Annotated in this window: 20 protein-coding genes; 12 read left to right on the plus strand and 8 right to left on the minus strand. The window is 67.5% G+C overall.

Annotated features, from left to right (window positions below):
* Positions 1 to 32 precede the first annotated feature (32 nt).
* The 7 genes from IM660_RS18365 to IM660_RS18395 all read left to right on the plus strand — a co-directional run bounded on the left by IM660_RS18365 (position 33) and on the right by IM660_RS18395 (position 12,455).
* Entirely contained in the window at positions 33 to 3,065 is a 3,033-nt protein-coding gene (locus IM660_RS18365; protein ID WP_193497201.1) for a glycoside hydrolase family 2 TIM barrel-domain containing protein, read from the plus strand.
* 105 nt (positions 3,066 to 3,170) lie between these two features.
* The gene (locus IM660_RS18370; protein ID WP_193497202.1) at positions 3,171 to 4,529 is read left to right on the plus strand and encodes an ABC transporter substrate-binding protein; all 1,359 of its coding nucleotides are present in this window, start codon (positions 3,171 to 3,173) and stop codon (positions 4,527 to 4,529) included.
* 62 nt (positions 4,530 to 4,591) lie between these two features.
* Positions 4,592 to 5,473, plus strand: a complete 882-nt coding sequence (locus IM660_RS18375) for a carbohydrate ABC transporter permease (protein WP_193497203.1) — start codon at positions 4,592 to 4,594, stop codon at positions 5,471 to 5,473.
* A 1-nt stretch (position 5,474) separates the two neighbouring features.
* On the plus strand, positions 5,475 to 6,380 hold the full coding sequence (locus IM660_RS18380; protein ID WP_193497204.1) for a carbohydrate ABC transporter permease: 906 nt from the start codon (positions 5,475 to 5,477) through the stop codon (positions 6,378 to 6,380).
* A 124-nt stretch (positions 6,381 to 6,504) separates the two neighbouring features.
* The gene (locus IM660_RS18385) at positions 6,505 to 7,518 is read left to right on the plus strand and encodes a glycoside hydrolase family protein (RefSeq protein WP_193497205.1); all 1,014 of its coding nucleotides are present in this window, start codon (positions 6,505 to 6,507) and stop codon (positions 7,516 to 7,518) included.
* The gene (locus IM660_RS18390) at positions 7,515 to 9,632 is read left to right on the plus strand and encodes a hypothetical protein (protein ID WP_193497206.1); all 2,118 of its coding nucleotides are present in this window, start codon (positions 7,515 to 7,517) and stop codon (positions 9,630 to 9,632) included. Before IM660_RS18385 ends, IM660_RS18390 begins: the two co-directional genes overlap by 4 nt.
* Positions 9,633 to 9,914: 282 nt before the next feature.
* Complete coding sequence (locus IM660_RS18395) at positions 9,915 to 12,455, plus strand: NB-ARC domain-containing protein (RefSeq protein ID WP_210769022.1); 2,541 nt, start codon at positions 9,915 to 9,917, stop codon at positions 12,453 to 12,455.
* Between the two features lie 176 nt (positions 12,456 to 12,631).
* Here the strand turns inward: IM660_RS18395 and IM660_RS18400 are convergent, their stop codons facing one another.
* Positions 12,632 to 13,603: a sugar-binding transcriptional regulator gene (locus IM660_RS18400; RefSeq protein ID WP_246465027.1), complete on the minus strand. Its 972-nt coding sequence runs from the start codon at positions 13,601 to 13,603 to the stop codon at positions 12,632 to 12,634.
* A gap of 112 nt (positions 13,604 to 13,715) precedes the next feature.
* On the opposite strand from IM660_RS18400, the gene IM660_RS18405 reads away from it, so the two are divergent.
* From IM660_RS18405 to IM660_RS18415, 3 genes are all read left to right on the plus strand, one after another.
* Positions 13,716 to 14,546, plus strand: coding sequence for an NAD-dependent epimerase/dehydratase family protein (locus IM660_RS18405; protein WP_193497208.1), 831 nt, complete (start codon positions 13,716 to 13,718; stop codon positions 14,544 to 14,546).
* 28 nt (positions 14,547 to 14,574) lie between these two features.
* The gene (locus tag IM660_RS18410) at positions 14,575 to 15,579 is read left to right on the plus strand and encodes a LacI family DNA-binding transcriptional regulator (protein ID WP_193497209.1); all 1,005 of its coding nucleotides are present in this window, start codon (positions 14,575 to 14,577) and stop codon (positions 15,577 to 15,579) included.
* 83 nt (positions 15,580 to 15,662) lie between these two features.
* A complete protein-coding gene (locus IM660_RS18415; RefSeq protein ID WP_193497210.1) occupies positions 15,663 to 16,046 on the plus strand; it encodes a hypothetical protein in 384 nt (127 codons plus the stop codon).
* Between the two features lie 153 nt (positions 16,047 to 16,199).
* On the opposite strand, the gene IM660_RS18420 is transcribed toward IM660_RS18415, so the two are convergent.
* The 4 genes from IM660_RS18420 to IM660_RS18435 all read right to left on the minus strand — a co-directional run bounded on the left by IM660_RS18420 (position 16,200) and on the right by IM660_RS18435 (position 20,486).
* Complete coding sequence (locus IM660_RS18420) at positions 16,200 to 16,859, minus strand: helix-turn-helix domain-containing protein (RefSeq protein ID WP_193497211.1); 660 nt, start codon at positions 16,857 to 16,859, stop codon at positions 16,200 to 16,202.
* An 89-nt stretch (positions 16,860 to 16,948) separates the two neighbouring features.
* Entirely contained in the window at positions 16,949 to 18,838 is a 1,890-nt protein-coding gene (locus IM660_RS18425) for a D-apionate lactonase family protein (protein ID WP_193497212.1), read from the minus strand.
* Positions 18,838 to 19,695 (minus strand): phosphogluconate dehydrogenase C-terminal domain-containing protein, encoded by an 858-nt coding sequence (locus IM660_RS18430; RefSeq protein WP_193497213.1) that lies wholly within the window; start codon positions 19,693 to 19,695, stop codon positions 18,838 to 18,840. Before IM660_RS18430 ends, IM660_RS18425 begins: the two co-directional genes overlap by 1 nt.
* A complete protein-coding gene (locus IM660_RS18435; protein WP_193497214.1) occupies positions 19,692 to 20,486 on the minus strand; it encodes a sugar phosphate isomerase/epimerase family protein in 795 nt (264 codons plus the stop codon). Before IM660_RS18435 ends, IM660_RS18430 begins: the two co-directional genes overlap by 4 nt.
* A 68-nt stretch (positions 20,487 to 20,554) precedes the next feature.
* Here IM660_RS18435 and IM660_RS18440 point away from each other — a divergent pair, with 68 nt between their 5' ends.
* Positions 20,555 to 21,286, plus strand: a complete 732-nt coding sequence (locus tag IM660_RS18440) for a FadR/GntR family transcriptional regulator (protein ID WP_193497215.1) — start codon at positions 20,555 to 20,557, stop codon at positions 21,284 to 21,286.
* A 183-nt stretch (positions 21,287 to 21,469) separates the two neighbouring features.
* Positions 21,470 to 21,868: a phage holin family protein gene (locus IM660_RS18445; RefSeq protein ID WP_193497216.1), complete on the plus strand. Its 399-nt coding sequence runs from the start codon at positions 21,470 to 21,472 to the stop codon at positions 21,866 to 21,868.
* 6 nt (positions 21,869 to 21,874) lie between these two features.
* Here the strand turns inward: IM660_RS18445 and IM660_RS18450 are convergent, their stop codons facing one another.
* The 3 genes from IM660_RS18450 to IM660_RS18460 all read right to left on the minus strand — a co-directional run bounded on the left by IM660_RS18450 (position 21,875) and on the right by IM660_RS18460 (position 24,732).
* The gene (locus tag IM660_RS18450; protein ID WP_193497217.1) at positions 21,875 to 23,533 is read right to left on the minus strand and encodes a hypothetical protein; all 1,659 of its coding nucleotides are present in this window, start codon (positions 23,531 to 23,533) and stop codon (positions 21,875 to 21,877) included.
* Entirely contained in the window at positions 23,530 to 23,832 is a 303-nt protein-coding gene (locus IM660_RS18455; RefSeq protein ID WP_193497218.1) for a hypothetical protein, read from the minus strand. The genes IM660_RS18450 and IM660_RS18455 overlap by 4 nt, the downstream gene beginning before the upstream one ends.
* A 132-nt stretch (positions 23,833 to 23,964) precedes the next feature.
* On the minus strand, positions 23,965 to 24,732 hold the full coding sequence (locus tag IM660_RS18460) for an ABC transporter ATP-binding protein (RefSeq protein ID WP_193497219.1): 768 nt from the start codon (positions 24,730 to 24,732) through the stop codon (positions 23,965 to 23,967).
* Positions 24,733 to 24,753: the final 21 nt, after the last annotated feature.

Raw genomic sequence — 24,753 nt, forward strand, 5'->3', positions numbered from 1 at the left:
CACGCGCCCGAGGGCCACGAGGAGAGAACAGCATGAGTACCGCCCGCTACTGGGAGTCCCACACCCCGGGTGAGGGTCGCCGTCGGCCTCGTGCCGAGGCACGCACGGATGCCCGCACCCTCTCCTTGAACGGCACCTGGCGGTTCCGGCTGTGCCCGACGGCGGAGGGCACCGGGGCAGAGTTCCTCGCCGAGGACTTCGACGACAGCGCGTGGGACGAGATCCGCGTGCCCTCGCACTGGGTACTGGAGAGCGTCACCCCCCTGGCCGGCGGTGAGCAGCGCTCGCTGCGCGGCAGCGCCGAGGGCCCGCTGTATACGAACACCGCGTTCCCGATCCCGATCGACCCGCCCCGGGTGCCCACCGAGAACCCGACCGGCGACTACCGGCTGGTCTTCGACGCCCCGGCCGACTGGGGCACCTCGATCCTGCGGCTGCGCGGGGTGGACTCGTGCGCGAAGGTGTGGCTGAACGGCGTCGAGTTGGGCTGGTCCACCGGCAGCCGGCTGCCGGTGGAGTACGACGCCCCGGTGCGCCCGGGCCGCAATGTGCTGTGCGTGCGGGTGCACCGCTGGTCGGCGGGCACCTACCTGGAGGACCAGGACATGTGGTGGCTGCCCGGGATCTTCCGGGACGTCGACGTGATCGAGCGCCCCACCGCCGCGATCGAGGACCACCACGTCCACGCCGACTACGACCACAGCACTGGTCTGGGCACGCTGCGGGTGGACGCCGAGGTCACCGACGGTTCTCCGGCCCGGGTGCGGGTACCCGAACTCGGGATCGACATCGGCGCCGGGGAGCAGGTCACTGCCACGGTCGCGCCATGGAGCGCGGACAGCCCGCGCCTGTACCGCGGCACCCTCTCGACGGCGGAAGAGACGATCGAGCTGGCGATCGGTTTCCGCCGGGTCGAGATCACCGACGGCGTCCTGCTCGCCAACGGCGCCCCGTTGCGGTTTCGCGGGGTGAACCGGCACGAGCACGACCCGGCGACCGGCCGCACCCAGGACCGCGCCACGATGATCCGCGACATCGAGATGATGAAGCAGGCCAACATCGATGCCGTCCGCACCAGCCACTACCCGCCACACCCGGACTTCCTGAGCCTGTGTGACGAGTACGGGCTGTGGGTGGTCGAGGAGTGCGACCTGGAGACCCACGGGTTCATCTACGCCGGCTGGGAGGGCAACCCGGTTGACGATCCCGCCTGGTTCCCAGCGCTGCAGGACCGGATCGAGCGGATGGTGGAGCCGGACAAGAACCACCCGAGCGTGGTGATCTGGTCCATGGCGAACGAGAGCTGGACCGGCGCCGGGTTCGACGTGCTGGAACGGTGGATCCGCGAGCGCGACCCCTCGCGCCCGGTGCTCTACGAACGCGACCCCTCCTACCGCAACTCCGACTTCTACTCCTGCATGTACCCCTCGCTGGAGGACCTGGAGGCGATCGGGAGGCGCGAGGAAGCGCGTCCGGAGCACGTCACCGACGCCGAGGATGAGCGGCGGCGCACCCTGCCGTTCCTGCTGGTGGAGTACGCCCACGCGATGGGCAACGGGCCCGGTTCGCTGCAGGACTACCAGCAGATCCTGGAGAGTTCGGACCGCTTCTGCGGCGGGTTCGTCTGGGAGTGGATCGACCACGGTTTCGATGCGCTCACCGCCGATGGCACGCCTTTCACGCTGCACGGCGGAGCCGTCGACTACCGGCCCAGCGGCGGGCGCTACTGCCTGGACGGGCTGGTACTCGCCGACCGCACCCCCACCCCGGGCCTGACGCAGCTGGCGAAGGCGTACGAGCCGGTGCGGATCACGATCGGGGATGCGATCACGGTCACCAACCTGCGCCATGCCGCCGACACCGCGGACCTGCAGTGGCGCTGGGAAGCACTCGTGGACGGCCACCCGATCGCCGAGGGCGAGCTTGAGGTTCCCGTGGTCCCCGCCGGGGGCACCGGTGAGGTGGGCCTTCCTGAGGCCATGCCAGAACTGCCCGGCGACGGCGAAGCTCACCTGAGCGCCGAGGCCCGCCTCGCGCACGACACCGCCTGGGCTCTGGCGGGCCACGTGGTCTCATGGGGCCAGCACCAGCTGCGCTCCGGTGGATCGCGCGTTCAGGGAGCGCCCACGGGCACAGGCTCAGGCGCTGGAAACACGGTGGCGCCTGCGGCAGCCCGGACGAGCGGCGCCCGCGGCGAGGGAGACATCCGGGCGCACGGGACGCCGTCGGCAATCGTGCTCGGGCCGGCCACCTTCGATGGTGAGACCGGGCGCCTGGTGCGCCTGGGAGACCTCGAGCTGGAGGGTCCGTGGCTGGATGTGCACCGCGCCCCCACCGAGAACGACCGGGGTCAGGGAGGCCGCAACGATCTCGCGGGGGCGTGGGCCGCCGTCGGGATGGACCGGATGCTGCACCGCACGCTGGACGTGCAGGTACGCCCGGAGGGTGTGAACGTGACCGGCCGGGTGGCCGCCGCCACGCATCCGCACGCCCTGGAGTACCAGCTCGACTGGACGCTGGACGCCGGGCTGCTGTGGCTGGACGTGCAGGTCGACTTCACCGGGCCATGGGACTCGACACCCCTCAAGGGGCTGGAGATCGTGCTGCCCCGGTTGGGGTTGTTGTTCAGGCTGCCGGGTGGCTACACGAGTGCCGCGTGGTTCGGGCGCGGTCCGGGTGACAGTTATGCGGACTCCTTCGCGGGAACCCGGGTGGGCCGGTGGCAGGCGACGATCGACGATCTGCAGGTCCACTATCCGGTGCCGCAGGAGAACGGCAACCACGTTCATACGCGGGAAGTGACGATCTCGGGGCCCGGGGTGCCAGACCTGCGCGCGGTGGGCGATCCGCTGTTCGACTTCACCGCTCGGCGTTGGACGTCGACGGATCTGCAGCAGGCGCGATTCCCGCACGAGCTGCGCGATTCCGGGCACGTCTGGCTGAACCTGGACCATGGCCAGCTGGGCCTGGGGTCGGCCTCGGTGGGGCCGGCACTTCCCGAGGAGTACCGCCTTTCCCGGAGCCAGACGTCGTGGCGGATCGGACTGTCGGCACGCCCTTCATGATGAATAATAATGCACAGTTGATTCTGTAGTTACATCGGGTTACGCTCGGGGCGAGTCACACAGCGGGCCGCGCCTCGGTGCGCGACCCTCGTCAAGGAGGACGTCATGAACATTCGTCACCGGCGGCGCACCGTCGTCACTGCGAGCGCACTGCTCGCCACATCACTCACCCTCGCCGCTTGTTCTGGCGGGGAGGACACCGATTCCGGTTCCGGTTCGGACACCGGCTCGGACTCCGACGCAGGGTCGAGCATCGGCACCGACCCAGACACCTTCGAGGTGCTCACCGCGAACGAGAACCCCACCCTGCGCGACCAGCTCGACGCCCTCGCTGCGAACCAGTGTTCGGCCGAGAATGACGCGCTGCCGCTGGAGCACCGCACCATCGCCCAGGGCGACACCGTGCAGCAGATCACGCTGCTCGCCAGCCAGGGCGCGCTGCCCTCGCACTTCATCGCCGGCACCGATCAGGTCCGGCCCACGGGTGACCTCGGCGGTAGCGAGCTGGTGCTCGACTACCAGGAGGCCTTCACCGAATCCGGCGCCTGGGAGAACGTGCTGCCCGCGGCCGCCTCGACGATCGAGTCGGTCTACGGCCAGATGGTCTCGATGCCGTACCAGTACAACCTCGAAGGCTTCTGGTACAACAAGGAGATCCTCGCCGAGCTCGGCCTCGAGGAGCCGCAGAGCTACGACGAGCTCGTCTCGGCTGCCGAGGCCGCTGCTGAGGCCGGCTATATCCCGATCGCCCAGGCCGGTGCTGACGGCTGGCCGCTGACCCGGCTGATGGGTCTGTACATCTTCCGTAACGCCGGCCCGGACGCCATGGCTGCCGTGCGCGACGGTGAGGCGAGCCTGACCGATCCGGAGTACGTGGCCGGCGCCCAGGCGCTGCAGGATCTCGCGCTGGGCGGCGCACTCGGTGAGGGCTACATCTCCCGCACCGGCGATCAGGCCACGGCCGCCCTGCTGAGCGGGCAGGCGCTGATGAAGTACGACGGCACCTGGCTGCTGAGCGCCGTCAATGACCCCGAGCGCAACGAGGTCGGCGAAGAGAACATCGGCTTCATGCCCTTCCCTGCCGTCTCCGGTGGCGCCGGCAGCGCCGACCAGTACCCCGCGAACGCCGGTGCTGCGATGGCGATCAACCCCGAGACGTACGGCCCGCTGACGGCCGACTGGTTCGCCTGCATCGCTGAGAACTACGGCCAGCAGGCCCTCAGCGACGCCGGTGTGCTCTCGGGCTTCGCCGTGAACGGTGACGTCGGGGACATCCCGGCCGCCACCGCCGACATCCAGGAGCGGATGTCCTCCATCGACGAGACCGTGCTGTGGTTCGAGGCGCTGCTCGACTCCGAGAGCAACTCCCTCGCATCGACGAACGTGTCGCTGCTGGTCAACGGCGACATGAGCGCCGAGGAGTACATGACGCAGCTGCAGGACAGCATCGACTCCAACCGCTGACGCGAGCTCGCCGGCCCTACCCCCGGGTGGGGCCGGCGACGTCTGCACGAAAGGATCACGCGATGTCGCGCGTCTTCGGGGACAAGAAGACCATCCTCATCCTTCTGCTCCCCACTCTCTCGATCTACGTCCTGCTGAAGGTCATCCCGGTCGCCTGGTCGCTCGGACTGTCCTTCTTCCAGGGCAACACCCTGCGCGGGTTCGAGTTCGTCGGGCTGGACAACTTCCGGGAGTTCGCCGGCGACTCCGCGGCCCTGAACTCGGTGTGGGTGAGCGTCAGCTTCGCCGTCATCGTGACCGTCGCGCAGGTGACCTTCGGCTATCTGCTCGCTTTGCTGTACGTCTTCGTGCTGCGCAGGGGATCGGCGTTCGTGCGCACCGCCGTCTTCTTCCCGATGGTGCTGCCCACCGTGGCGGTGGCGCTGCTGTTCAAGAGCCTGATCGCCGTCGGGGAGAACCAGGGCCCGGTCAACGATGCCATCAATGCCTTCGGCGGCGAGAGCATCGAGTTCCTCGCCTCCACCGCCGGCACGATGACCATCGCGGTGATCATGACCCTGTGGAGCTCGATGGGCTTCTACGCGGTGCTGCTCTACACGGGCCTGCTGGACATCCCCGAGGAAGTGGTGGAATCGGCACGGATGGACGGCGCCACCGGTCCTCGCCTCGTGGGGTACATCATCATCCCGCTCTCGCTGCCGATCCTGCTCTCGTCGATCATCTTCAGCCTGAATGCCACGCTCAAGGTGTTCGACAGCCTCCTCGCCCTGAACAACGGCGGGCCGGGCACCACCACCGCACCTCTCACCCTGTACATGTACCGGACCGCCTTCGAGTACGCCGAGTACGGCTACGGCAGCACGATCGCCCTCGCACTGACGCTGCTGTGCCTGGTGTTCACACTGGTGGTCTTCCGGCCCTCGAGCAAGCGCGTGGAGGACTGACATGACCACCGCACCGAGCACTGCGCCCGTTCAGCTCCCCACTCCGCGCCCGCAAGCCCGGCCGGCTCGGCGTGCGGCACGCCGTATCGTGCGCCGCCTGCCCGTCTGGCTGCTGGTCGCCGTGCTGCTGGTGGTGATGCTCTACCCGCAGTTCTGGATGATCATGGGATCGTTCAAGACCCAGACGGAGTTCTTCGCGAACCCCACCTGGGCGCTGCCGGAGCAGTTCAACCTCGACAACTACATCGACGCGTTCACGCGCGGCAACGTCGGCGTGAACTACCGCAACAGCATCCTGGTGACCTTGCCCTCGGTCGCCCTGATCGTGCTCGCCGGTCTCGCGGCCGGCTACGCGCTGGAGATCATGATCTGGAAGGGCCGCCGGCAGGTCCTGCTCTTCGTGATGGGCGGGATCATGGTGCCCGGGCAGATGATCCTGGTGCCGCTGTTCACCGTGTACTTCAAGATCGGCATCACCGACAGCCTGCTGCCGATGATCCTCACCTATACGGCGATGGGCATCCCGCTGACGACGTTCCTGATGGCGGCCTACTTCCGGGCCATCCCCCGGGAGATCTTCGAAGCGGCGACGGTGGACGGCTGCGGGCCGCTGCGGTCGTTCTTCGTGATCGCGGCACCGCTGATGAAGAACTCGATGCTGACGATCGGGCTGATCCAGTTCTTCAGCGTGTTCAACGATCTGCTCATCGCGCTGACGTTCACCACGCGCCCCGAACTGGCCACCATCCAGGTGGGGCTGCTCAGCCTGTCCGACCAGTACGGGTCGACTCAGTACGGTGCGTTGTTCGCGGCCATCAGTATCAACATCATCGTGCTGCTGATCGTGTTCGTGTTCCTGAACAAGAAGATCATGGCAGGCCTCGCGGCCGGTTCGGTGAAGGGCTGACGCCCGACGCGGCGTCCGGGCGGCGGCGCCCGATCGAGGTCTGGGCTCGGTCGGGCGCCGCTGTCGTCTGCGCCATCGATCCGCACGCACGCGCACCCTGTATCGACGAAGGAACCTCCGCTCCATGTCACTGACTCTCGACGGCGTCCCTCCCCTCTCCCCCAGCCACCGCAGCCCGGAGCTGCTGTTGGCACCTACGTTCCAGGCCGGTGACTGGCGGAGCCTGGGCCTCGACTGCCCCTTCGTCTTCCGCTCGGGCGGCCGGCTCGGAATGACCATGGTCGGCTGGGACGGGGAGGGCTATCAGTCCGGCCTCGCTTGGTTCGACGGCGCGCGCTGGTCGGAGCCGGAGGTGATCCTGCGCCGCGATCCGGCCTCGGCCCATCGCCGCCACAACACGGCACTGACCTCCCTCGCCCGCGACACCGAGCTGCTGGGGCAAGGGGAGCTGGTGCAGATCGACGGCTGGTACTACGGCACCTACCACGCCTACCCGGACGCCGGCTACGAGGCCGGCTCGGCGCTGATCGGCTTCGTCCGTTCCCGCGACCTGCTGGCCTGGGAGGAGACCGGGGGGTTCCTGCGCCCCGAGGAGGGCGGCACGTGGGAACGCGGCGGGCTGTACAAGTCCTGGCTGATGCGCCACGAGGACCGCTGGTGGCTGTTCTACAACGCCAAGGACAAGGCCGAGGGGTCGTGGATCGAACAGACCGGTGCGGCTGTCTCCGATGATCTGCTCACCTGGGAGCGGGTCAGCGACAAGCCGCTCCTCCCGGTGGGGCCACCCGGGTCCTACGACGAACGCTTCGCCTCCGACCCGTGCGTGCTGCGGGCGCCGGACGGCACCTGGGTGATGTTCTACTTCGGACTCGCGCCGGGCCGCGGTGCCGTCGATCTCGTAGCCACCTCCCCCGACCTGCTGACGTGGACGCGTGATCCCGAGCCGTTGCTGGCACCGGGGCCAGCCGGCTCCGTGGACGACTGGCACGCGCACAAGCCGTCGGTGATCCGCGACGGCGACCGGTTGCTGCACGTCTACTGCGCCGTGCGCCGGTTGGCCGAGCCGGTCACGGTCGGTGAGCGGACCGTGTCTGAACACCGAGGAATCGGCCTGGCCTGGTCGGAGGTGACCCGATGACCGGGGTGCCTTCCGCGCAGACGCGACCTACGCCGTCGGGAACCATCGACCGCGAAGCCGTGGTGCGCCGGCACAACGTGCGCTACGCCGGCCCGTGCCCAGAATCCCCGGTCTCGGTGGGCAATGGGGAGTTCGCCGTGACTGTGGATCACACGGGCTTGCAGAGCTTCGCCGACCGGTACGAGCGCAATGCCGCCCGTTCCCGCGGGGAGGCCGCGACGCCGCTGGGGATGCAGGCGCAGTGGGGATTCCACTGGTTCCCCAATCCGCACGGCTACCGGCTCGAGGACACAATGGAGGCGCATCCGAGTCCGCGCGGCCCCGTGAAGTACCCGAGTGCGTACGACTTCCGGGAGTCGCGGGAGGAGTCCGAGGCCGCCGGGCGTGGGGCGGGGTACTACTACTGGACGAACCCGCAGCGGCTGCATCTGGCGCAGGTGGGGCTGCTGCTGGACGGGCGAGTCCCCGAATGGGAGGAGATCCAGGAGGCCGGCCAGGAGCTCGACCTGTGGACCGGGGTGGTCACCAGCCGGTTCCTGATCGAGGAGCACGCGGTGCAGGTCCGGACGGCGGTCGATCCGGAGCGGGACTGCCTCGCCTTCGAGATGGAGTCGGCTGTGGAGGTGGCGGAGCGTCTCGCGGTACGGGTCGCCTTCCCCTACGTGGAGGAGAGCTTCGAGGCGCCGCCGGTGTGGGACCAGCCGGAGGCGCACAGGACCGACTATCGGGCCGACGGCGGAGCGCACGTGTGGGAGCGCACCGTGGACGAGGCGCGCTATCAGGTGCGGGCGATGGGCACGTTCTCGGTGAACGGGAGTGGGCACGAGTGGGTGCTGCGGGCGACTGAGTCGGTGCTGCGCTGTGCAGTGGAGTTCGCCCCGGAGCTGCCCGCCGACCCGATCTCCGCCCCGGGCGAGGTTCTGGTGCGTTCGGCGCGCGGCTGGGAGGACTTCTGGCGCCGCGGCGCGGCCGTGGACCTGGGCGCCAGCACGGCCGATGGGGCGCATGAGCTGGAGCGCCGGATCGTGCTCTCGCAATACCAGACGCGGGTGCACTGTTCGGGGTCGACCCCGCCACAGGAGACAGGTCTGGTGTGCAACAGCTGGGGCGGCACGTTCCACCTGGAGATGCACTGGTGGCATGCGGCGCACTTCCCGGCGTGGGGGCGCCCGGGGCTGCTCGAGCGGAGCCTGGCTTGGTATAAGTCCATCTTGCCGGTGGCGCGGGCGGGGGCAGTCGCGCAGGGTTTCAGGGGTGCGCGCTGGCCCAAGCATGTGGGGCCGGAGGGCATCGAGAGCCCGAACGACATCGGGCCGTTACTGGTGTGGCAGCAGCCGCATGTGATCAGCTACGCGGAGCTGCTGCGTACCGGCGCCGAGGACGAGGCGGCGGTGCGGCAGCGGTACCGGGTGCTGGTGGACGAGACGGCGGAGTTCCTGGCGTCATTCGCGTTGCTCGATGGGGATGCCTACCACCTGCCACCGCCGCTCATGCCGGCGCAGGAGGTGTATGGCGCTGCGCAGACGTGGGACCCGCTGTTCGAGGTGGCGTACGTGCGCTGGGCGCTACTGACTGCGCTGGCCTGGCGCCGGGCGGACGGCCGGGCGGAGCCTGCGCTGTGGGCGCGGGTCGCTGATGGGCTGCGGCCGGTGGTCAGCGAGGACGGTCACTACGACGCCGTGCAGCGCCCGCCCCGCACCGTCTACACCGACCACCCGGCGATGCTCGGCGCCCTCGGCGTGGTTCCCGACACCGGGGCGATCGACCACGAGGCGATGCTGCGCACCCTGGAGCGGGCGTGCGCGCAGTGGAACTGGCGCAGCGCCTGGGGCTGGGACTTCCCGATGATCGCGATGTGCGCCACCCGGCTCGGGCGGGCAGACGTTGCGCTGTCGGCCTTGCTGCGCACCGAGGACAAGAACACGCATCTGCCGAACGGACACAACCGGCAGGTTCCGCACCGGATGCCGCTGTACCTGCCGGGAAACGGGGGGCTACTGATGGCCACGGCCCTCCTGTTCGGGGGGTGGGTGGACTCCGACGGCGTTCATCGCCGGGTGGAGCTGCCGGAAGGGTGGTCCGTGGTTGCCGAGGGTTTCCCGCCTCGGCCGTGACCTCCGCGGCGAAGACCTCTTTCGCCACGCAACCACACTCGACATCGAATGCGAACCAAGCCGACGAGCCTAACGACGCCGATCCAATGCATGCGGTGCGCGTGCGCCCACGGCGTCAACCGAGAGGACTCGTAACCCTGCGCGTGCACCGCGCCGCATAGTGCGAGTCCAGAGAAGATGGCGCCCGCACGCCGCTACGCTGTCCTCAACTCGAGCCGTGATACGGCACCACTCGCATCGACCGTACTAGCAAGGATCCCGCAACAAGCGATAGGACCTCGAATGAGTTTCAGCGCCACCAGATTAACGTGCTTTGCCCTGCTCGCCGCGATGGAGCAAGACATGCGTATGAATATTCAGGAGGCGCTCGGACACAATGATACCGGGGACCTCATTCCATCGGATCGACTCGACACAGCAAACGACCGTAGGGCACGTGACGGTCTGGGTCCGACAATCGAACTACCCGGAATCCTCGCATATTTGGACTTCGCGCAGAGCTACGAAATTCTGATTGCCAACCGCACAGACCTTGCAGAGAACCTCCGTTCGAGCCTGGAGGTCATCAAGCCTTCACTCTCGAGGACTGTCGCGATACGAAATAGGGTCGCCCACACCCGACCTATGGAAATAGACGATTCGTCCTTCCTCATAGACTTAGCAAATTCAATCTCGATTGCAGGTGGCAAGCACTGGGATGAGTTGGACTCAATACTATCCCGCCTCCGCTCCGACCCCTCTTTCGTGCTCGGACTAACCGTTAGCCTTCCCTCCGACCCTGACAGAGTTCCGCAGCACAACCTGCCAGTTCCAGACTTTGACGAGACAGGCTTCTTCGGTCGCCAGGCCGAACTTCGTCGAATAACCAAGGCAATTCGCGGCGCATATCCGGTAGTATCCATACTCGGCGACGGTGGAATCGGGAAGACATCGATTGCATTGAAAGCAGCGTACGAATTACTAGAAGACCCGAAGCGCCCCTTCGACGCTATAGTTTGGGTAACAGCAAAAGCAACAATCCTCACACCGAATGAAATTCGCAGGATAAATGGAGCGATCGAAACCTCGCTCGGGTTGATTAGCTCGGCCGCATCTGAACTCTCTGGAATCGACGCACCATCTGACCCCGTCGATGAAGTGTTGACCTACATGGAGAACTTCCGGATTCTCCTTCTACTAGACAACCTAGAGACTGTCCTAGATAAGCGTCTCCGCGATTTTCTTCTTGAGTTGCCGGTGGGAAGCAAAGTTATCGTAACTAGTCGCATCGGTCTAGGCATCGAGAACCCTGTACAACTAGGCCCTCTACCCGATGATGAATCTGCGCGCCTACTTAGAGCGCTTGCCCGTGTTCGAAACGTTCAACATCTCACCAGTCTGACCCAAGAGACCGTGGACACTCTGGCTCGGCAGATGGCGGGACATCCGGCGTTTATCCGATGGTTTGTCGCCGGCGTGCAGGCTGGTCGTCGCCCCGAAGACCTTCTGGGCAACAATGAACTGCTCCTCGACTTCTGTATGTCCAACGTTTACGACTACTTGAGCGTGGACGCGCAGGCGGCGTTGCGTTCGATGCAGGTCTTAGCAGGCGCGAAAAATCAAGCGGAACTAGCATTCTTGAACGACTACACCGCTTCGAAAACACAGGCTGTACTATTAGAGTTACTCACGACCAACTTCACGGCAATGTCCAGCCAGGGATCGGGCTACTCGCTAGACACCGCTTATGAACTCTCGGAGTTCTCGAGACAATACTTGGATAAACACCATCCTGTGGAATCGGAGGAACGTTCGTGGCTTCTGCAGCGAGCTGAGGAACTGCGTGATCTCGGAATGGAGATGGCGGCCGCGAATACCGCGTCTCCGTATTCAGCATCGAGCGTGCATGTGCGGGGGCCCGGCGACTTCCATGCGGCGGGAATTCTCCGCACCGCCATAGCGGTAGCACTTACCGACGTCGGTGGCGCTTTGGAACACTGCGTTGAAGCGCAACTATTGGCGCCCGGTTACTATGAGGCGTGGCGTGTCGAAGGATTTGTACGGTCGATCGATCGCGACCAAAGTGGAGCGCAGGCTGCCTTTGACCGAGCACTGGAGCTTGCCCCCGAATCGCCCGCAGCCCTGTTTCATGCTGGCACATTCTTGCTCGACAAGGTCGGCGATGCGGGCGCAGCCCTCACCCTTCTCCAACGGGCGGCGCGTAACGATCCTGAGAGTTCGGAGGTAGCGGGCCAAGTCGCCTGGGCTCACTTTTGCCTAGGCGACATGTCCTCGACTGTTGACGTCTGTACTCAAATCGCTACAAAGCAGGCAGCGAGTAGTTCGCACCGAAGAGTGGCGTTTGATCTCGCTCTACACGCAATCCAGTCAGCGGTTGGACACTTTCGCAGCAATGAGCAGTTCGACGATGCCGTCGAACATGTTGAGCTGGGCGTCGAGCTCGCTGAGGCGGTAGACCCAAGATTAATCGAGGGCGTCGCTTCTGACCGCTTGATTGCGTTGCGGGACGTCTCGAATTCTCTTGCACACCAGAGCATCGACTACGCTGCTCGCCAAGCTGCACAGTTCACTACGAGAATTAGCGATATCCTTGCCTTCAACTTGACTAACAGTGTCCGGAGATCCGGCTCAGTTCACGCCTTGGTGCCTGACAAGGGTTTTGGATTCGTAACCTCTACGAAGACGAAGTACTTCTTCCATATATCCGATCTGCATGATCGTTCTGACTGGGAATCCTTGACTGAAGGGGCTGAATGCGTATTCGAGCCGACTGAGACCGCGAAAGGCCCCAGGGCGAGGAGGCTGCGCCTAGTCAGCGTATGACTTTCGCATTCCCGCTGACCGCAGGGTCTCGCCGTTCCACACTCCTACGATTGCGCGCTTGCCAGCCCCCACCCCCCGCACGGCCGAATGTCCGGGCGTTGTGCGTTTGATGCACGTTTGATACAGAAGTGTCCTGGTAGCTCCCCCTATCGAAGAGCAGTGAGTTTTGCTCTGCGCTAGGCGATCAACTGTTCTGCCGTCCTCGCATCGGTGATCAACGTCGTCACCCATCCCCCCGCGAGCGCCCCCCGCACGGGGCCGATCTTCCGTTCACCACCAGCAATGCCGATCCTGCGCGGGATCCGTCGGAAATCATCGATCGGTATCGAGATGGTGCGCGCGTCCACATCCCCCTCGATCGCCGACCCGTCCAGGCGGAACACCCGGTGGCAGATGTCGCCCACTGCCCCGTCGGCGAGCAGCGTCTCCCGATCCGAGGCATCGAAGGCATTCCCGCTCTCGGCCAGCAGGTCGCTCGGGTCGATGCTGCCGATCCCCACCACCGCAGCCGTCAGCTCGCGCCAGCGTTCCATCACCGCCTGCAGACCGGGCTCGCGCAGCAGACTGTCACGGGTACCCCGATCGGCCACCACCCCCGGCGCCTGCACGTAGTACGCCTGACCGCCGAGCATCCGCGCCAGCTCGCTCGCGAGCCGCTGCGCCTGCGTCTGCACCTCCGGCACCCCGATTCCGCCCAGCAGCTGCACCACTTCGCTCACGGTCGGGTTCACGGCCGGGCGCATCCGATCCACGGTCGCCAGCAGCGTCTGGCTCCACGAGGCGATGCCCACGCGATCGGCCCCGGTGAACGCCGTCTCCAGGTACGCGGCCCCCGCTCCCCCGATGGCCGCGATCTGCTCGGCCTCGTCGGCGTCGTCCTCGACATCCACGATCACCGCCTCCGCCAAGCCGAACGCGCGCTCCAGCTCGCCCTCGAGCTCGGTGTGCAGCCCCGGCGCGATACTGACCGTCGTGCGCACCACCCCGAGCTGTGCGGCGCGCTTGAGCAGCCGTGAGACCTTCGCCTGCGAGAGCCCGAGGGCGTCGGCGATCTGCGCCTGCCGCACCCCTTGCTCGTGGTACATCACCGCCACCTTCGTCAGCTGCCGTAGCTGCACGTCGATCGGCGGACCGTATCGTGAGGGCATCACTGCTCCTTCCCCAAGAAGTGCAAGCATATTCACAGATGAATGAATTGCGCCAGTGGGTGCCGCGCGGCTAGGCTCGAACCCGCTATCTCACCACGAAGGAGTGTCGACGATGATCGTCGGAGTCACCGGCAGCTCGGGCAAGCTCGGCAGCGCCACCATGACCCACCTGCGCGAGCACGGACACCACGTCATCGGCTTCGACCGGCACGGCTCTGTCGGCTTCGACTTCACCCAGGTCGACCTCGGCGATTACGGCCAGATCCTCGACGCCCTGCTCGGCGTCACCGCACGCCACGGCGGGCTCGACGCACTCGTCCACCTCGCCGCCATCCCGGTCAACGGCATCGTGCCCGACGCCGCCACCTTCGACGCCAACGTCAGCGCCACCTTCCACACCCTCTTCGCCGCGCACCGCGCCGGCATCCGCAACGTCGTCTTCGCCTCCAGCATCACCGCCATGGGATTCCCCTTCGAGCAGGCCCCACCGTCCCTCCCAGTGGACGAGACCTTCACCCGCGCGCACAACACCTACGGGCTCGGCAAGGTGGCCGAAGAAGCGATCGCCGCCCAGCTCACCGGCTGGACCGACGGCGCCTCACTCACCGCCCTGCGCTTCACCAACGTGGTCGCACCCGATGAGTACGCCACCTTCGAACGCGCCGGCGACCCCGCCTACCGGCGCGACCTGCTCGGCTCCTGGATCGACTCCCGCGACGGCGCCCTCGCCGTCCGCCTCGCCCTCGAAGCGCCCGCCCCGGGCTTCCGCGTCTACAACGTCGCCCACCCTGAATCCGGCAACAGCAGCCCCTCGGCCGAGGTGGCCGAGCGCTGGTTCCCCGGCACCCCCGTGGCCGGCGACCTCGGCGAGCACGAGTCCTTGATGTCCACCCGCAAGATCCAGCGCGAGCTCGGCTTCGCCGCCCAGCACAACTGGCGCTGAGTACGCTCGGGCGGATGGAGAACAGGGCGTGAGCAGGGTCGGCATCCGCGATGTCGCCGCCCACGCCGGTGTCGGGATCGGGACAGTCTCGAACTACCTCAACCACCCCGAACGCGTCTCCCCCGAGACCGCGGGCCGCATCGCCGCCGCCATCGACACCCTCGGTTTCGTGCCCAGCCAGGCCGGCCGGCAACTGCGTTCGGGCACCAGCCGCGTGATCGGCTACCTCGCCCCCGACATCTCCAACCCGTACTTCACCGAGATCGCCGAGAGCGTCGAACAGGGCGCCTCCACGCGCAACATCTCCGTGTTCTTCGCCGACTCCCACCGCAGCCGCTCCCGGGAGGACGCCTACCTCTCCGTCTTCGAAGAGCACCGCGTGCTCGGCCTGCTCGTGTCCTCACACGAGCCGATCGAAGACCGGTTGGCACAGGTGCGCAGGCGAGGGACGCCGTCGGTTCTCGTGGGCCAGCAGGCCCACCACCCGGAGCAGCCCTCGATTTCCGTGGACGACGTTTCCGGCGGCCGGCAGGCGGCCGCCCACCTGATCGATATCGGACGGCGGAGCCTCGCCTTCGTCGGTGGCCCCCTGACCATCGCCCAGGTCGCCGCCCGCCTCACCGGGGCGAGCGCCGCCGTCAACGGGAGCGGAGCCGGCCTGGAAATCATCGACACCGCCGACCGCACCGTCCACAGCGGGCAGGAGGTGGGCCGTGCGCTCCTGGAACGCACCCCCGAGCGGCGACCGGACGCCGTCCTGGCCGTGAACGACCTCGTCGCACTGGGTCTGATGCAGGCGCTGGTGCACGGCGGCGTGCGGGTGCCCGAGGACGTCGCGATCGTCGGCTACGACGACAACGAGTTCGCCGAGGCCTCCCTCATCCCGCTCACCAGCGTGCGCAGCCGGCACGAGGAGTTCGGGCCGACCATGATCGACCTGCTGTTCGAGGCAATCGCTGGGGAGTTCTCCGGGCAGGTGCACCGCACGTTCGAGCCGGCGCTGGTGGTGCGGGCGAGCACGAGTGGAGGCTGACGCTCCTGAGGGCCCTCGAGGGAAGTGGAGCCCAGCGCTGATAACATTATCAACGCCGAACCATCGCTGAGAATGTTATCAACGTGCGCACCGCAGCCAACTGGTACGCCAGCGCGGTCAACACGATCACTGAAGATCAAGTACTCACCGGCTGGGAAGCGGCCGTTCCAGAGGCGGTCGCTCACGTCGAGCGGATCCTCGAAAGGCTCCCCGCCCGCGAGCGTGCGTTCGTCGGAGCCATGGCCGCCTTACCCAAACCGGAGCGTACGCTCACGTGCATCGCTCGGGAGATGGGACTCGCAAAGCACACCGACGCCGGCCCCACGTCACAGCGCCTCGACGCCGTCCGCAGGATCATCACCCGTGGCAAGCCGTACACATTTCGCCCGCCGGGCCGTCGAGGCGTACGTCGTCGCGCCGGTCTCGATGTGGATGATGAGGTCGATATCCTCGGTCGGGCGTGTTGACCGGCATTTCGGCAAGCAGCACGTGCGCCTGAACCATGAGCCCTCCGATCAGCGTCCACGAGCCCGCGGAGGTCTCGTTCGCCAGCTCGAACAGACGCGGCCACGGCGCACCCAGCTCGCTCGGCGAGATCGGCAGCACGACAAGCGAGCGGGTCACTGTGACAACCGACCCTCCAGCAGAGCCAGGGCCGCGCTGCGTTCACGTACGGTGCCGGTCTCGACCAGGTCAACGGCTGTACTCACCAACCCGGCAGCGGGTGACTCAGTGCTGATTCGTAGCAACACAACTCCTTCGGCGTCGGCCTCCAGGCCGAACCTCGCCTGCGTGCGTTTCCACTCCCCTGCGTTCACGTAGCCCTCGGTACGTCCAGCTGGCCCACCGCTCAGGCCAAGCAGCGCAGCCACCTGCGGATCAGCCAGCAGCGATTGGCCCGATGGGTAGATCTCGGCACGAAGCTGGTCGGAGGAGCGACGAGTCAGGTTTCCCCGCCACAACGATGCCCGTCCCGCGCACAACCGCACCAGCTCTTCAGCGCTGATCGCCCGCAACCGGTGCCGCAGACGTGACAGGGCCGAGCCTGCCAGTCGGCCCGTATGACCGGACTGGAGTGAGTCGATCGCGGCCCACGCAGTGACCGGCGACCAGAGCCGCCCCGCACGCGCCGAAGCGGCTCGCGCCAGCCCTGTATCGTCCACCAGCGCTACTGGACCCCGGTGCCCCACGATCTGCAACCGACCGGATCGTGCCAGACGCTGCGCCTGCCGCGGCGTCACCCCGAGCCGAGCGGCAGCCTCCTTCAACGTCAGTTCCATGACACTAATGGTCGCTTGAGCGACCTATTCTGTCAATGGGATCAGGTCGGCGGTGCATCAGACGTTGGCGACGATGTGCCTTCGACGACTCAAACCATCGTCCGGCTCACCCAGGACGCCGCCTCGACGCACTCGGTGACCGTCCCGGCGGGTGTGTTCACGCGCACCTCCCGCGAGACCGGGTGCAGGTTCGCCAGCAGCAGCGTGGTCTGGGGACCATCCGCGCTTCCCACAGCCCAAAGCAGCCCGTCCGGGCTGTCGCCACTGAGCAATTGCACAGCCCCCGACGGCGCAGCGTCCGCTGATCTGTTCCCGTGCGTGACCGCAGGGTCACCCGGGGCCACCAAGCCACGCAGCGCCTCGAGCGCCCCGGCCACCGGGTACGGCGCGCCGTCACTATCGACCACGCCACGCGGGCCCCACTGCTCGAAGTAGCTGATCGAGGTCACCCCGGGAACCGCGAGCGCCGCTGCGCTGGCAATGGTCCAGGCGGCCAGCTCAGGTGCCTGCTGGCGCGGATCGGTGGCGTCGGCGAGCGCTGGGCCGTAGCCCTCGGCCAGGTCGGGGCGCGTGGGCGAGGCATAGTCACGCTCGGCGACAGCGTTGAAGGGCGGCCGCAGGGTGACGGGTCCGATGTGCACTCCCGCCCCGCGGGCCTTCTCCTCCGCCAGCGCCACCATGCGGCGGGCAAGAATGCGCTGCATCGCCACCGACTCCACCAGCTGCGGGGTTCCGAGGTCGTGGAAGAGCGGCGACATCGCCACCGCCAACCCGTCCAGGTCGGCCGGGAGAAGGTGCTGCCCGCGGTTCAGCTCAGTGAAGTGGGATCGGGCGCCACCGACCACCGGCAGGTCCAGGCCGGCGGCGTCGAGCGCCTCCCGGAGCACGGCGATCGTCGCCGCGTCGGAGACGTGTCGCGGGGACCCGCCGGCATAGGCACCCACCCGCAGCACGCGCTGACCGACCAGGCCGGCGACGGCGGAACGCACCTTCTCGCGGTTGGCAGGGTCGGCCGAGTCGGCAGGGTCGGCAGGTTCCAGCACCAGGCGCACGTCGAGCGGGTGGCCGCTGGCGACGGCGCGCTCCAGCGCGGCCTGCCAGGTCGCCGTCCGTAGGTCAAGTTCGACGAGCAGCGGCACGCCCCTATCCATGCCGATCTCAGGCGCCGGGTCGGGTGCGGTGGCCGCTCCCAGACCGATCTGCGGGAGCGGGTCGGCGGCAACGAGGTCGATGACGTGCGGCCCATGCCCACCAGTCCCCTGCGAACTCACGCCCCGCCCGGGTGCCACGGCAGCACCAGAGGGGAGCTGCGCCGTCGCGCCTGATGCGCTGACGACGAGGCCATGACGGATGCGCTCACACGCCCCGATCCGATACGGGAACGGCAGGGAGAGGGGGCGGTTGTAGGTCTTGAAGGAGGCGTCGGTCCAGTTGCGCTGGTCCTCCATCTCGAACACGTCGCCCTCCAGGCCCAGCTCCACCCGGAGGCCGCCCTGATCCCAGGTGAGCCCGGCGATGTCGCGTGCCGGCTGATGCGGAGCGGGAGCCTCGGGGAACTCGGCGGGCGAGCGGCCGCCGTCGGGGTGGCGTACGACCAGCGGCGTTCCGGCCAGCACCGGGGGATGGAGCACGACCAGCCCGGCGCGGTTGGTCCACAGCTCCTCGGCGGGCTCCAGCTCGACAGTGGCGGTGAGCCGGTCGCCGTCGATCTCGGCGCGCAGGGTGCCGGTGATCTGCGGCTCGGTGGCCTCGAGGCGGACCGTGACCGAGGCGTCGGTCATGTCCACGGAGGTCACCGACCACGGCACGGTCACCCAGTCGGCCACCCGCACGATCGCGCGCACCCCGCGTAGCAGCACCTGCCCGTCCACGGCGATCTCGGCGAGCTCACCGTCGCGGACAAGCAGGGACCACCGCCCGCTCGTGAAGGAGCGGGTCGGTGGGAACCACTGCGATGGGGTGGCGGGCCCCTGGGTCATCAGCGCTCGATGGCGTCGAGGTGCAGCATGCGGGCGAGGTTCTTGTCGAGTTCGTCGTCGCGGAAGATCTTCTTCCAGTCCTCCTTGATGATCGACTCGCGCCCGTAGTCCATGGCGATCAGGCACGCGTCACTGAACGGGTTGTCCCCGCGCAGACCGTTCGCGAGCGCCACCTGGGTGTGGCCGTAGAGGATGCTGCGCGCGGCGGCCTCGGGCACGCCCATGGTGTTCACCGCCTCCTGCAGTGCCTCGTTCAGCAGCTCACCAATCATGCAGGCCACGGTCTCCACCAGGGTCGGCTCGAGCTGGGCAAGCTGCTTGACGCTCACCCAGTGCACGTCGATCACGGGGGCGTAGATGGCGCGGACCGTGGTCTCCACGAGCGCCTTGACGGCGTCGTCGTCGGACTCGACGGCGGCAATGGCATCCTGCGGGGCGGCGATGCCGCCGAAGGTGTCGGCCCACTCCTCGGGGGTCTTGCGCTGCAGGAAGACCGACGGGTGGCACGGGTGGGCGACCGCCTGGATGACATCCTCGCGGGTGGCGAGCAATCCGGCGTAGGCGGCGGCCGGGTCGAGGGTGAGCACCACGGCGCCGGCGCGCATCTGCGGCACCAGCTCGGCGGTGACCGAGGCGAGCGCGAGGTCCGGCACCGCCAGGACGACGATGTCGGCGTCGGCTACGGCGGTGGCGGCGTCGGTCAGCTCGCGGCCGGCGTCGATCGTGCGCTGGCGGCCGGCTTCAGAGTTCTCGACGTACTTCACAGCATGATCCGTGTGGACCAAATTGTTGGAGACGCGCATCCCCATCTTCCCGCCGGCGCCGATGACGGCGATCGTGTACGTGTTCTCACTCATGTGGTGCTCCTCAGATAGTCGACGGCGGTACGGGTCCATTCCCGTTCCGTGCGGAGGGTGGTCTCGGGGTCGCCCTGCCAGGGCAGCCAGTGCTCGACGACTTCGTTGATCCCGCGTTCGCGCGGGCGGACGGTGCGCAGTAGGTGCGGGTAGTCGTGCAGGCCCTCGCCCATCGGGGCGCCGCTGTAGGTGAAGCCGACCCAGCCGGGCTGGCGCGCGAAGGCGTAGTCCTTCACGTGCACGGCACGGGTGAGATCGGCGACCTGCTCCACGCAGGTTTGCGGGTTCTCCAACCGGGCGACGACGTTGCCCGGGTCGAGGCAGATGCCGAGGTTCTCGCTGCCGACCTGCTCGACCAGGGAGATGAGGTCGGTGGTGGGCAGCTGCTCGTAGGTTTCCAGGGCGAGGGTGACGCCGGCTGCCTCGAAGGCGGGCATCGTCTCGGTCAGCCACTGGAGGGCTTGCTCAAGGGTGGGGCGGGAGTCCGGTCCGTAGATCATGCTCCGGATCAGCGTGCTGTCGAAGACGGCGGCAATCTCCAGGAAGCGGGCCAGGTGGCCGGGGTCGATGCCCTTGGTGCCGAGCTCGATCACCAGGTCCAGGTCTTGTGCTGCGGCGGCGGCATCGGCGAGTTCGGCGTCATCCATCTGCTCCAGCGGCGCGTAGTCGCAGATCTGGTGCAGGCCGATGCCGAGGTCGCGGGTGGCCTGGAAGGCCTCCGGCAGCGTCATCGGCCGCGGGTTGCGGTCGGAGAGCTGCCAGAAGAAGGCGTAAGTGCCGAGTCCGAACATGAGGCCATTTTGGCGAACCGGTTGACCAATTGCAAGAGCGCCGGGGCTTGTGCCGGTACTCTCGTGCCATGCCAGCCAGCGACCGTTCCGCCGAGATCACGGCGTCCCTGGGCTCGCTGCCGGGCACTACACCGGTCTCGGAGGTGGCGCGCCGGTTGCTGGACCTCTTCACCGGCGGCTCGTTCGAGCCCGGCACCCGCCTGCCCGCCGAACGCCAGCTCGCCGCGACCCTGGGGGTGGGGCGGTCTGCGGTGCGGGAAGCCCTCGCGGCCCTGGAGATCCTCGGCATCGTGCAGGTCCGGCCCGGCTCGGGCACCTACCTGCGCGGGACCGCCAGCACGCTCCTGCCCCGGACGTTGCGGTGGGGCTTGCTGATCGGTTCGCGAAGCACCGCGGAGTTGCTGGAGCTGCGCTCCGGGCTGGAGACGCAGGTGGCTCAGCTGGCCGCCATTCGCGCGAGCGAGGACGATCTGAAGGAACTACGAGCCGCACTCGATCACATGCGTGAGAGCACCGGGGATCTGGCGGTCTTCGCGCGCGCCGACCACGACTTCCACGACAGCCTCGCGACCGCCTCGAAGAACGAGACCATCGTCGATCTGCTGCACGTGGTGCGATCGCTGCTGCAGGTCTATGCCGATCGCGCCGTGCACGACGAGGCGTCAGCACTCCAGGCACTCGACGAGCATCGCGCGGTCCTGGAGGCGATCACGGCACAGGACGGCGGCGCTGCGGCTGCGGCGATGGCGGCACACATGGCAACGGCGAATCGCCGGTTGGGTGAGTCCTCCGACGCGTGAGTGAGCGCTCCACGACTCCTCGAGGGAGCCGAAATCAAGGATCAACCCAGCAAGGGGGCCGAATGTTCGGCCCCCTCGGGAACGGGCACATCGCCAACGGGCCTGAAACTCGGGGTCAGCCCTGAGAAAGGGCCGAATATTCGGCCCCTTGGGGCCGACGGCCGCGGGTGCGACAATGTCCGTATGAGCTTCCTCATCAAGGTCCTCATCAACGGCGTCGCGCTCTGGCTCACCGCCCTGTGGATCTCGGGCGTCGACTTCCGCACCGACGGCACCGCACTGAACACGGTGATCGTGGTCGCCGTCGTCTCACTGCTCTTCACGCTCGTCAACGCGATCGTGAAGCCGCTCGTGCAGCTGGTCTCAATCCTGTTCTACATCCTCACCCTCGGCCTGTTCTTCCTCGTGGTGAACGCGTTGATGCTGCTGCTGACCAGCTGGATCACCGGCTTCACCGACTACGGCCTCGAAGTGGACGGCTTCTGGACCGCGGTGCTCGCCGGCCTCATCATCACCGTCATCTCGGTGATCCTGACCGTGATCTTGCCGGACGGGAAGAAGAAGGATCGCGACCGCCGCTGACCCGGTTCACTCCTCCCGCCGCATCTGGAAGTACATGGTCTCGGTGGTGACCTCCCCGGAGGGCAGCACGCCGGCCGACTGCTCACGCCAGCTCTCGATCGCCGGATCAGTGCTCGCGTCGATGAGCGTGCCGGTGCGCTGGTAGGCGGGCAGATCGTGGGACTCGCCGAGGTGGTTGACCTCGGCATCGGTGGCCAGCTGGGAGTCCGAGAGAGGGTTCGCCACCGTCACCCGGTTCCCAGCCACCGGGTTCGGCTGGTTGGCGAGGTTCCACACCACATCCTCCGGATGTTCCACGTGCATCACAGCAGCCCCCTCCGGGGTGGGCAGGTGCCCGGTCGGACCGCCGAAGGTGACCACCGACTCGAACGAGAACTCGGTGCTGAGCACCGGGTCGTTCGCCATGTTCATGACGATCATCCCGGCCTGGGAGTGACCCGAGAGCAGCACCGGTTCATCCGGTGCGACACCCGCGGCACGCATCGCCTCGACCACACCGTTCTGCGAGGCGGCCTCCTGACCGGTGAAGAGATGAAGGTTGGACTGCCAGTCCAGCGGGTTGGGGTTGCGGATGCCGCCCGCCACCCGCTCCGCGGCACCCTGCAGCAGCGGCTGTGTCACTGCCGGCGCCCCTGGCACGACCGGGACCAGCGACGGTGCAGGGGCCTGCCGCAGCGTGGGCGCCAGGCCAGCCAGAGGTGTAGCCGTAGCAGCCAGACCCAGCGCCGGACCAAAGAACGGGTTCGTCACGGGCCGCGGATCGTCCCAGGATGATTGGGTCCCCGGCACGTGCACCTGCCATGAGATGTTCCCCTCGGCATCGCTCACCCGGTCGATCCGGACCGTGCCCTCGGGCAGATCCTCGCGGTGGCGGAACCCGTTCTGCACCCCCGCCAGATCCTCGATCCCGCGCGCGGCCTCCGTGTGAGGCACCTGGAAGCGCCCGTTCACCACCTGCGGCGTGGGGTAGACCCGCTGCACGCTGACATCCGTCCCTGCGCCGAGCACCAGACCGGACGTCCAGCTCACCATCGAGGCGAGGAGCACACTGCGATTGATGTCATCCTGCCCGAGCCAGTCCAGCACCGGCCCACCGGTCGCGGTCCAGCTCAGCTCCTCCAGGATGTATCCGAGTCCGGCCCCGGTCGGCGTCAGTTGCCCGCGATCGGCGGCCACCTGCATATTCCCGACGGTGATCGCCACCAGTCGCGTCACCGCCCAGGGCACGTAGTCGAGTCCGAACAGCCACGGCACGGGCTCGCCCGACCCGGTCAACGACCGCGGCAGCTCGAACACCGTCGCATCTCGCGCCGACTCCTCCGCGCGCTCGTACTCCTCACGCGCTGCACGCAATGCAACCGCCAACTCCTCCGCCTCGCGTGCTGCCACGAGCAGACTGCCCTTCGCGAACCCGCACTGGGTCTGCCCCTGCATCCCGCTCCCCCACGCCAGCGCCGTGGTGGTGCGCACCGCATCCTGCCCGCTGCGGACCTGTCCGTAGACGGCGTGCAGTTGCTCCGCGATCGCGTCCGCCTCGATCGCCAACAACACCAGTTCGGCTGTGTCGGTATCGAGCGCCGCGCCGGAGACGATCAGCTGATCGGCCGCCACCTGCCGCCAGAACCCGTCCCGGTTCCCGTCCGGAACCTGCGAGATGCCGCTCATACCGGGATCGGGGCGCCCGTGAGCAGCGCCTGCCGCACGTGGTCGAGCTCGGACTCGTGCACACGGGCGGCCGCGGCTGCTGCATCGATCCCTTCCGCCGCCGCCTCGACGGCTCGCACCAGATCGTGGACCCGATCGCAGTAGGCACGCGCGGCCGGCGAGACCCAGTGGGAAGGCTCCAGGGCCGCGGCGCTCGTGGAGATGCGGCGGGTCTCAGCCGCCGCTGCCGCGAGCGCGACCGACGGGGTCAGGCTCGCCGGGGCGATGGGCAGGGTCAGCGGTGATCGTGGTGGGTTCACGGGTTCCTCCTCGTCTCGCCAGCGACGTTAGGGAGAATCCCTGCGACCGATGCGAGAGCCCCCGGAGGGTTGTGGACGAACCGACATCGCCCAGCCGGCATCGCACACCGGCTCACCGGCACCGGCAACGGCTCAGAAGCCCTGCTGGCGCAACCACCCGATCAACCGGTCCTCCCGCTCACCCGCCGCGTCCGCCGTCCAGGTCCCCAGCTCCGCGGAGTCGACCAGCAGACCGTCCCGCAGGTAGACCACCCGGTCGGCTCGAGCCGCGCAGGACGGATCGTGAGTGACCATCACCAATGTCGACCCATCCCGATGCACCTGCGTGAGGGCGTCCATGACCTCGGCCGACATCCTGCTGTTGAGTGCACCTGTGGGCTCATCGGCGAACACGATCGCGGGTTCACTGGCCAGCGCCCGGCACAGGGATGCCCGTTGCAGCTGGCCACCCGATACCTGGGTGATGCCGTGGCCGGCGACATGCGCGATCCCGAACCGCTCCAGCAACGCTTCCACTCGTGCGATCGCGCCCGGTTTGTCCCTCGGTGCGGCCTTCAACGCCGGCAGCAGCACGTTGTCACGCAGTGTGAGGTTCCCGAGGAAGTGCGCCTGTTGGAAGACGAATCCCATCCGGGTCAGACGTAACCTACTCATCTCGCCGTCGGAGAGTCCGGTCAGCTCGCTGCCTTCCAGCAGCACCTGGCCGCCGCTGGGCCGGTCCATCCCACTGATGCTGTAGAGCAGGGTGGACTTCCCGGATCCGGAAGCGCCCATCACTGCGATGAACTCCCCCTCGCGGACCGTCAGGTCGATGCCGCGCAGCACCTCAGCCGGCGGGTCGGTGGAGACGTAGGTCTTGGTCACGGCGCGACATTCCAGTGTCGTCTGGCGATCGGTCATCACAGCTCCTGTCATTGGTCG

This window comes from Ruania alkalisoli (genome assembly GCF_014960965.1).
Lineage (GTDB): Bacteria > Actinomycetota > Actinomycetes > Actinomycetales > Beutenbergiaceae > Ruania > Ruania alkalisoli.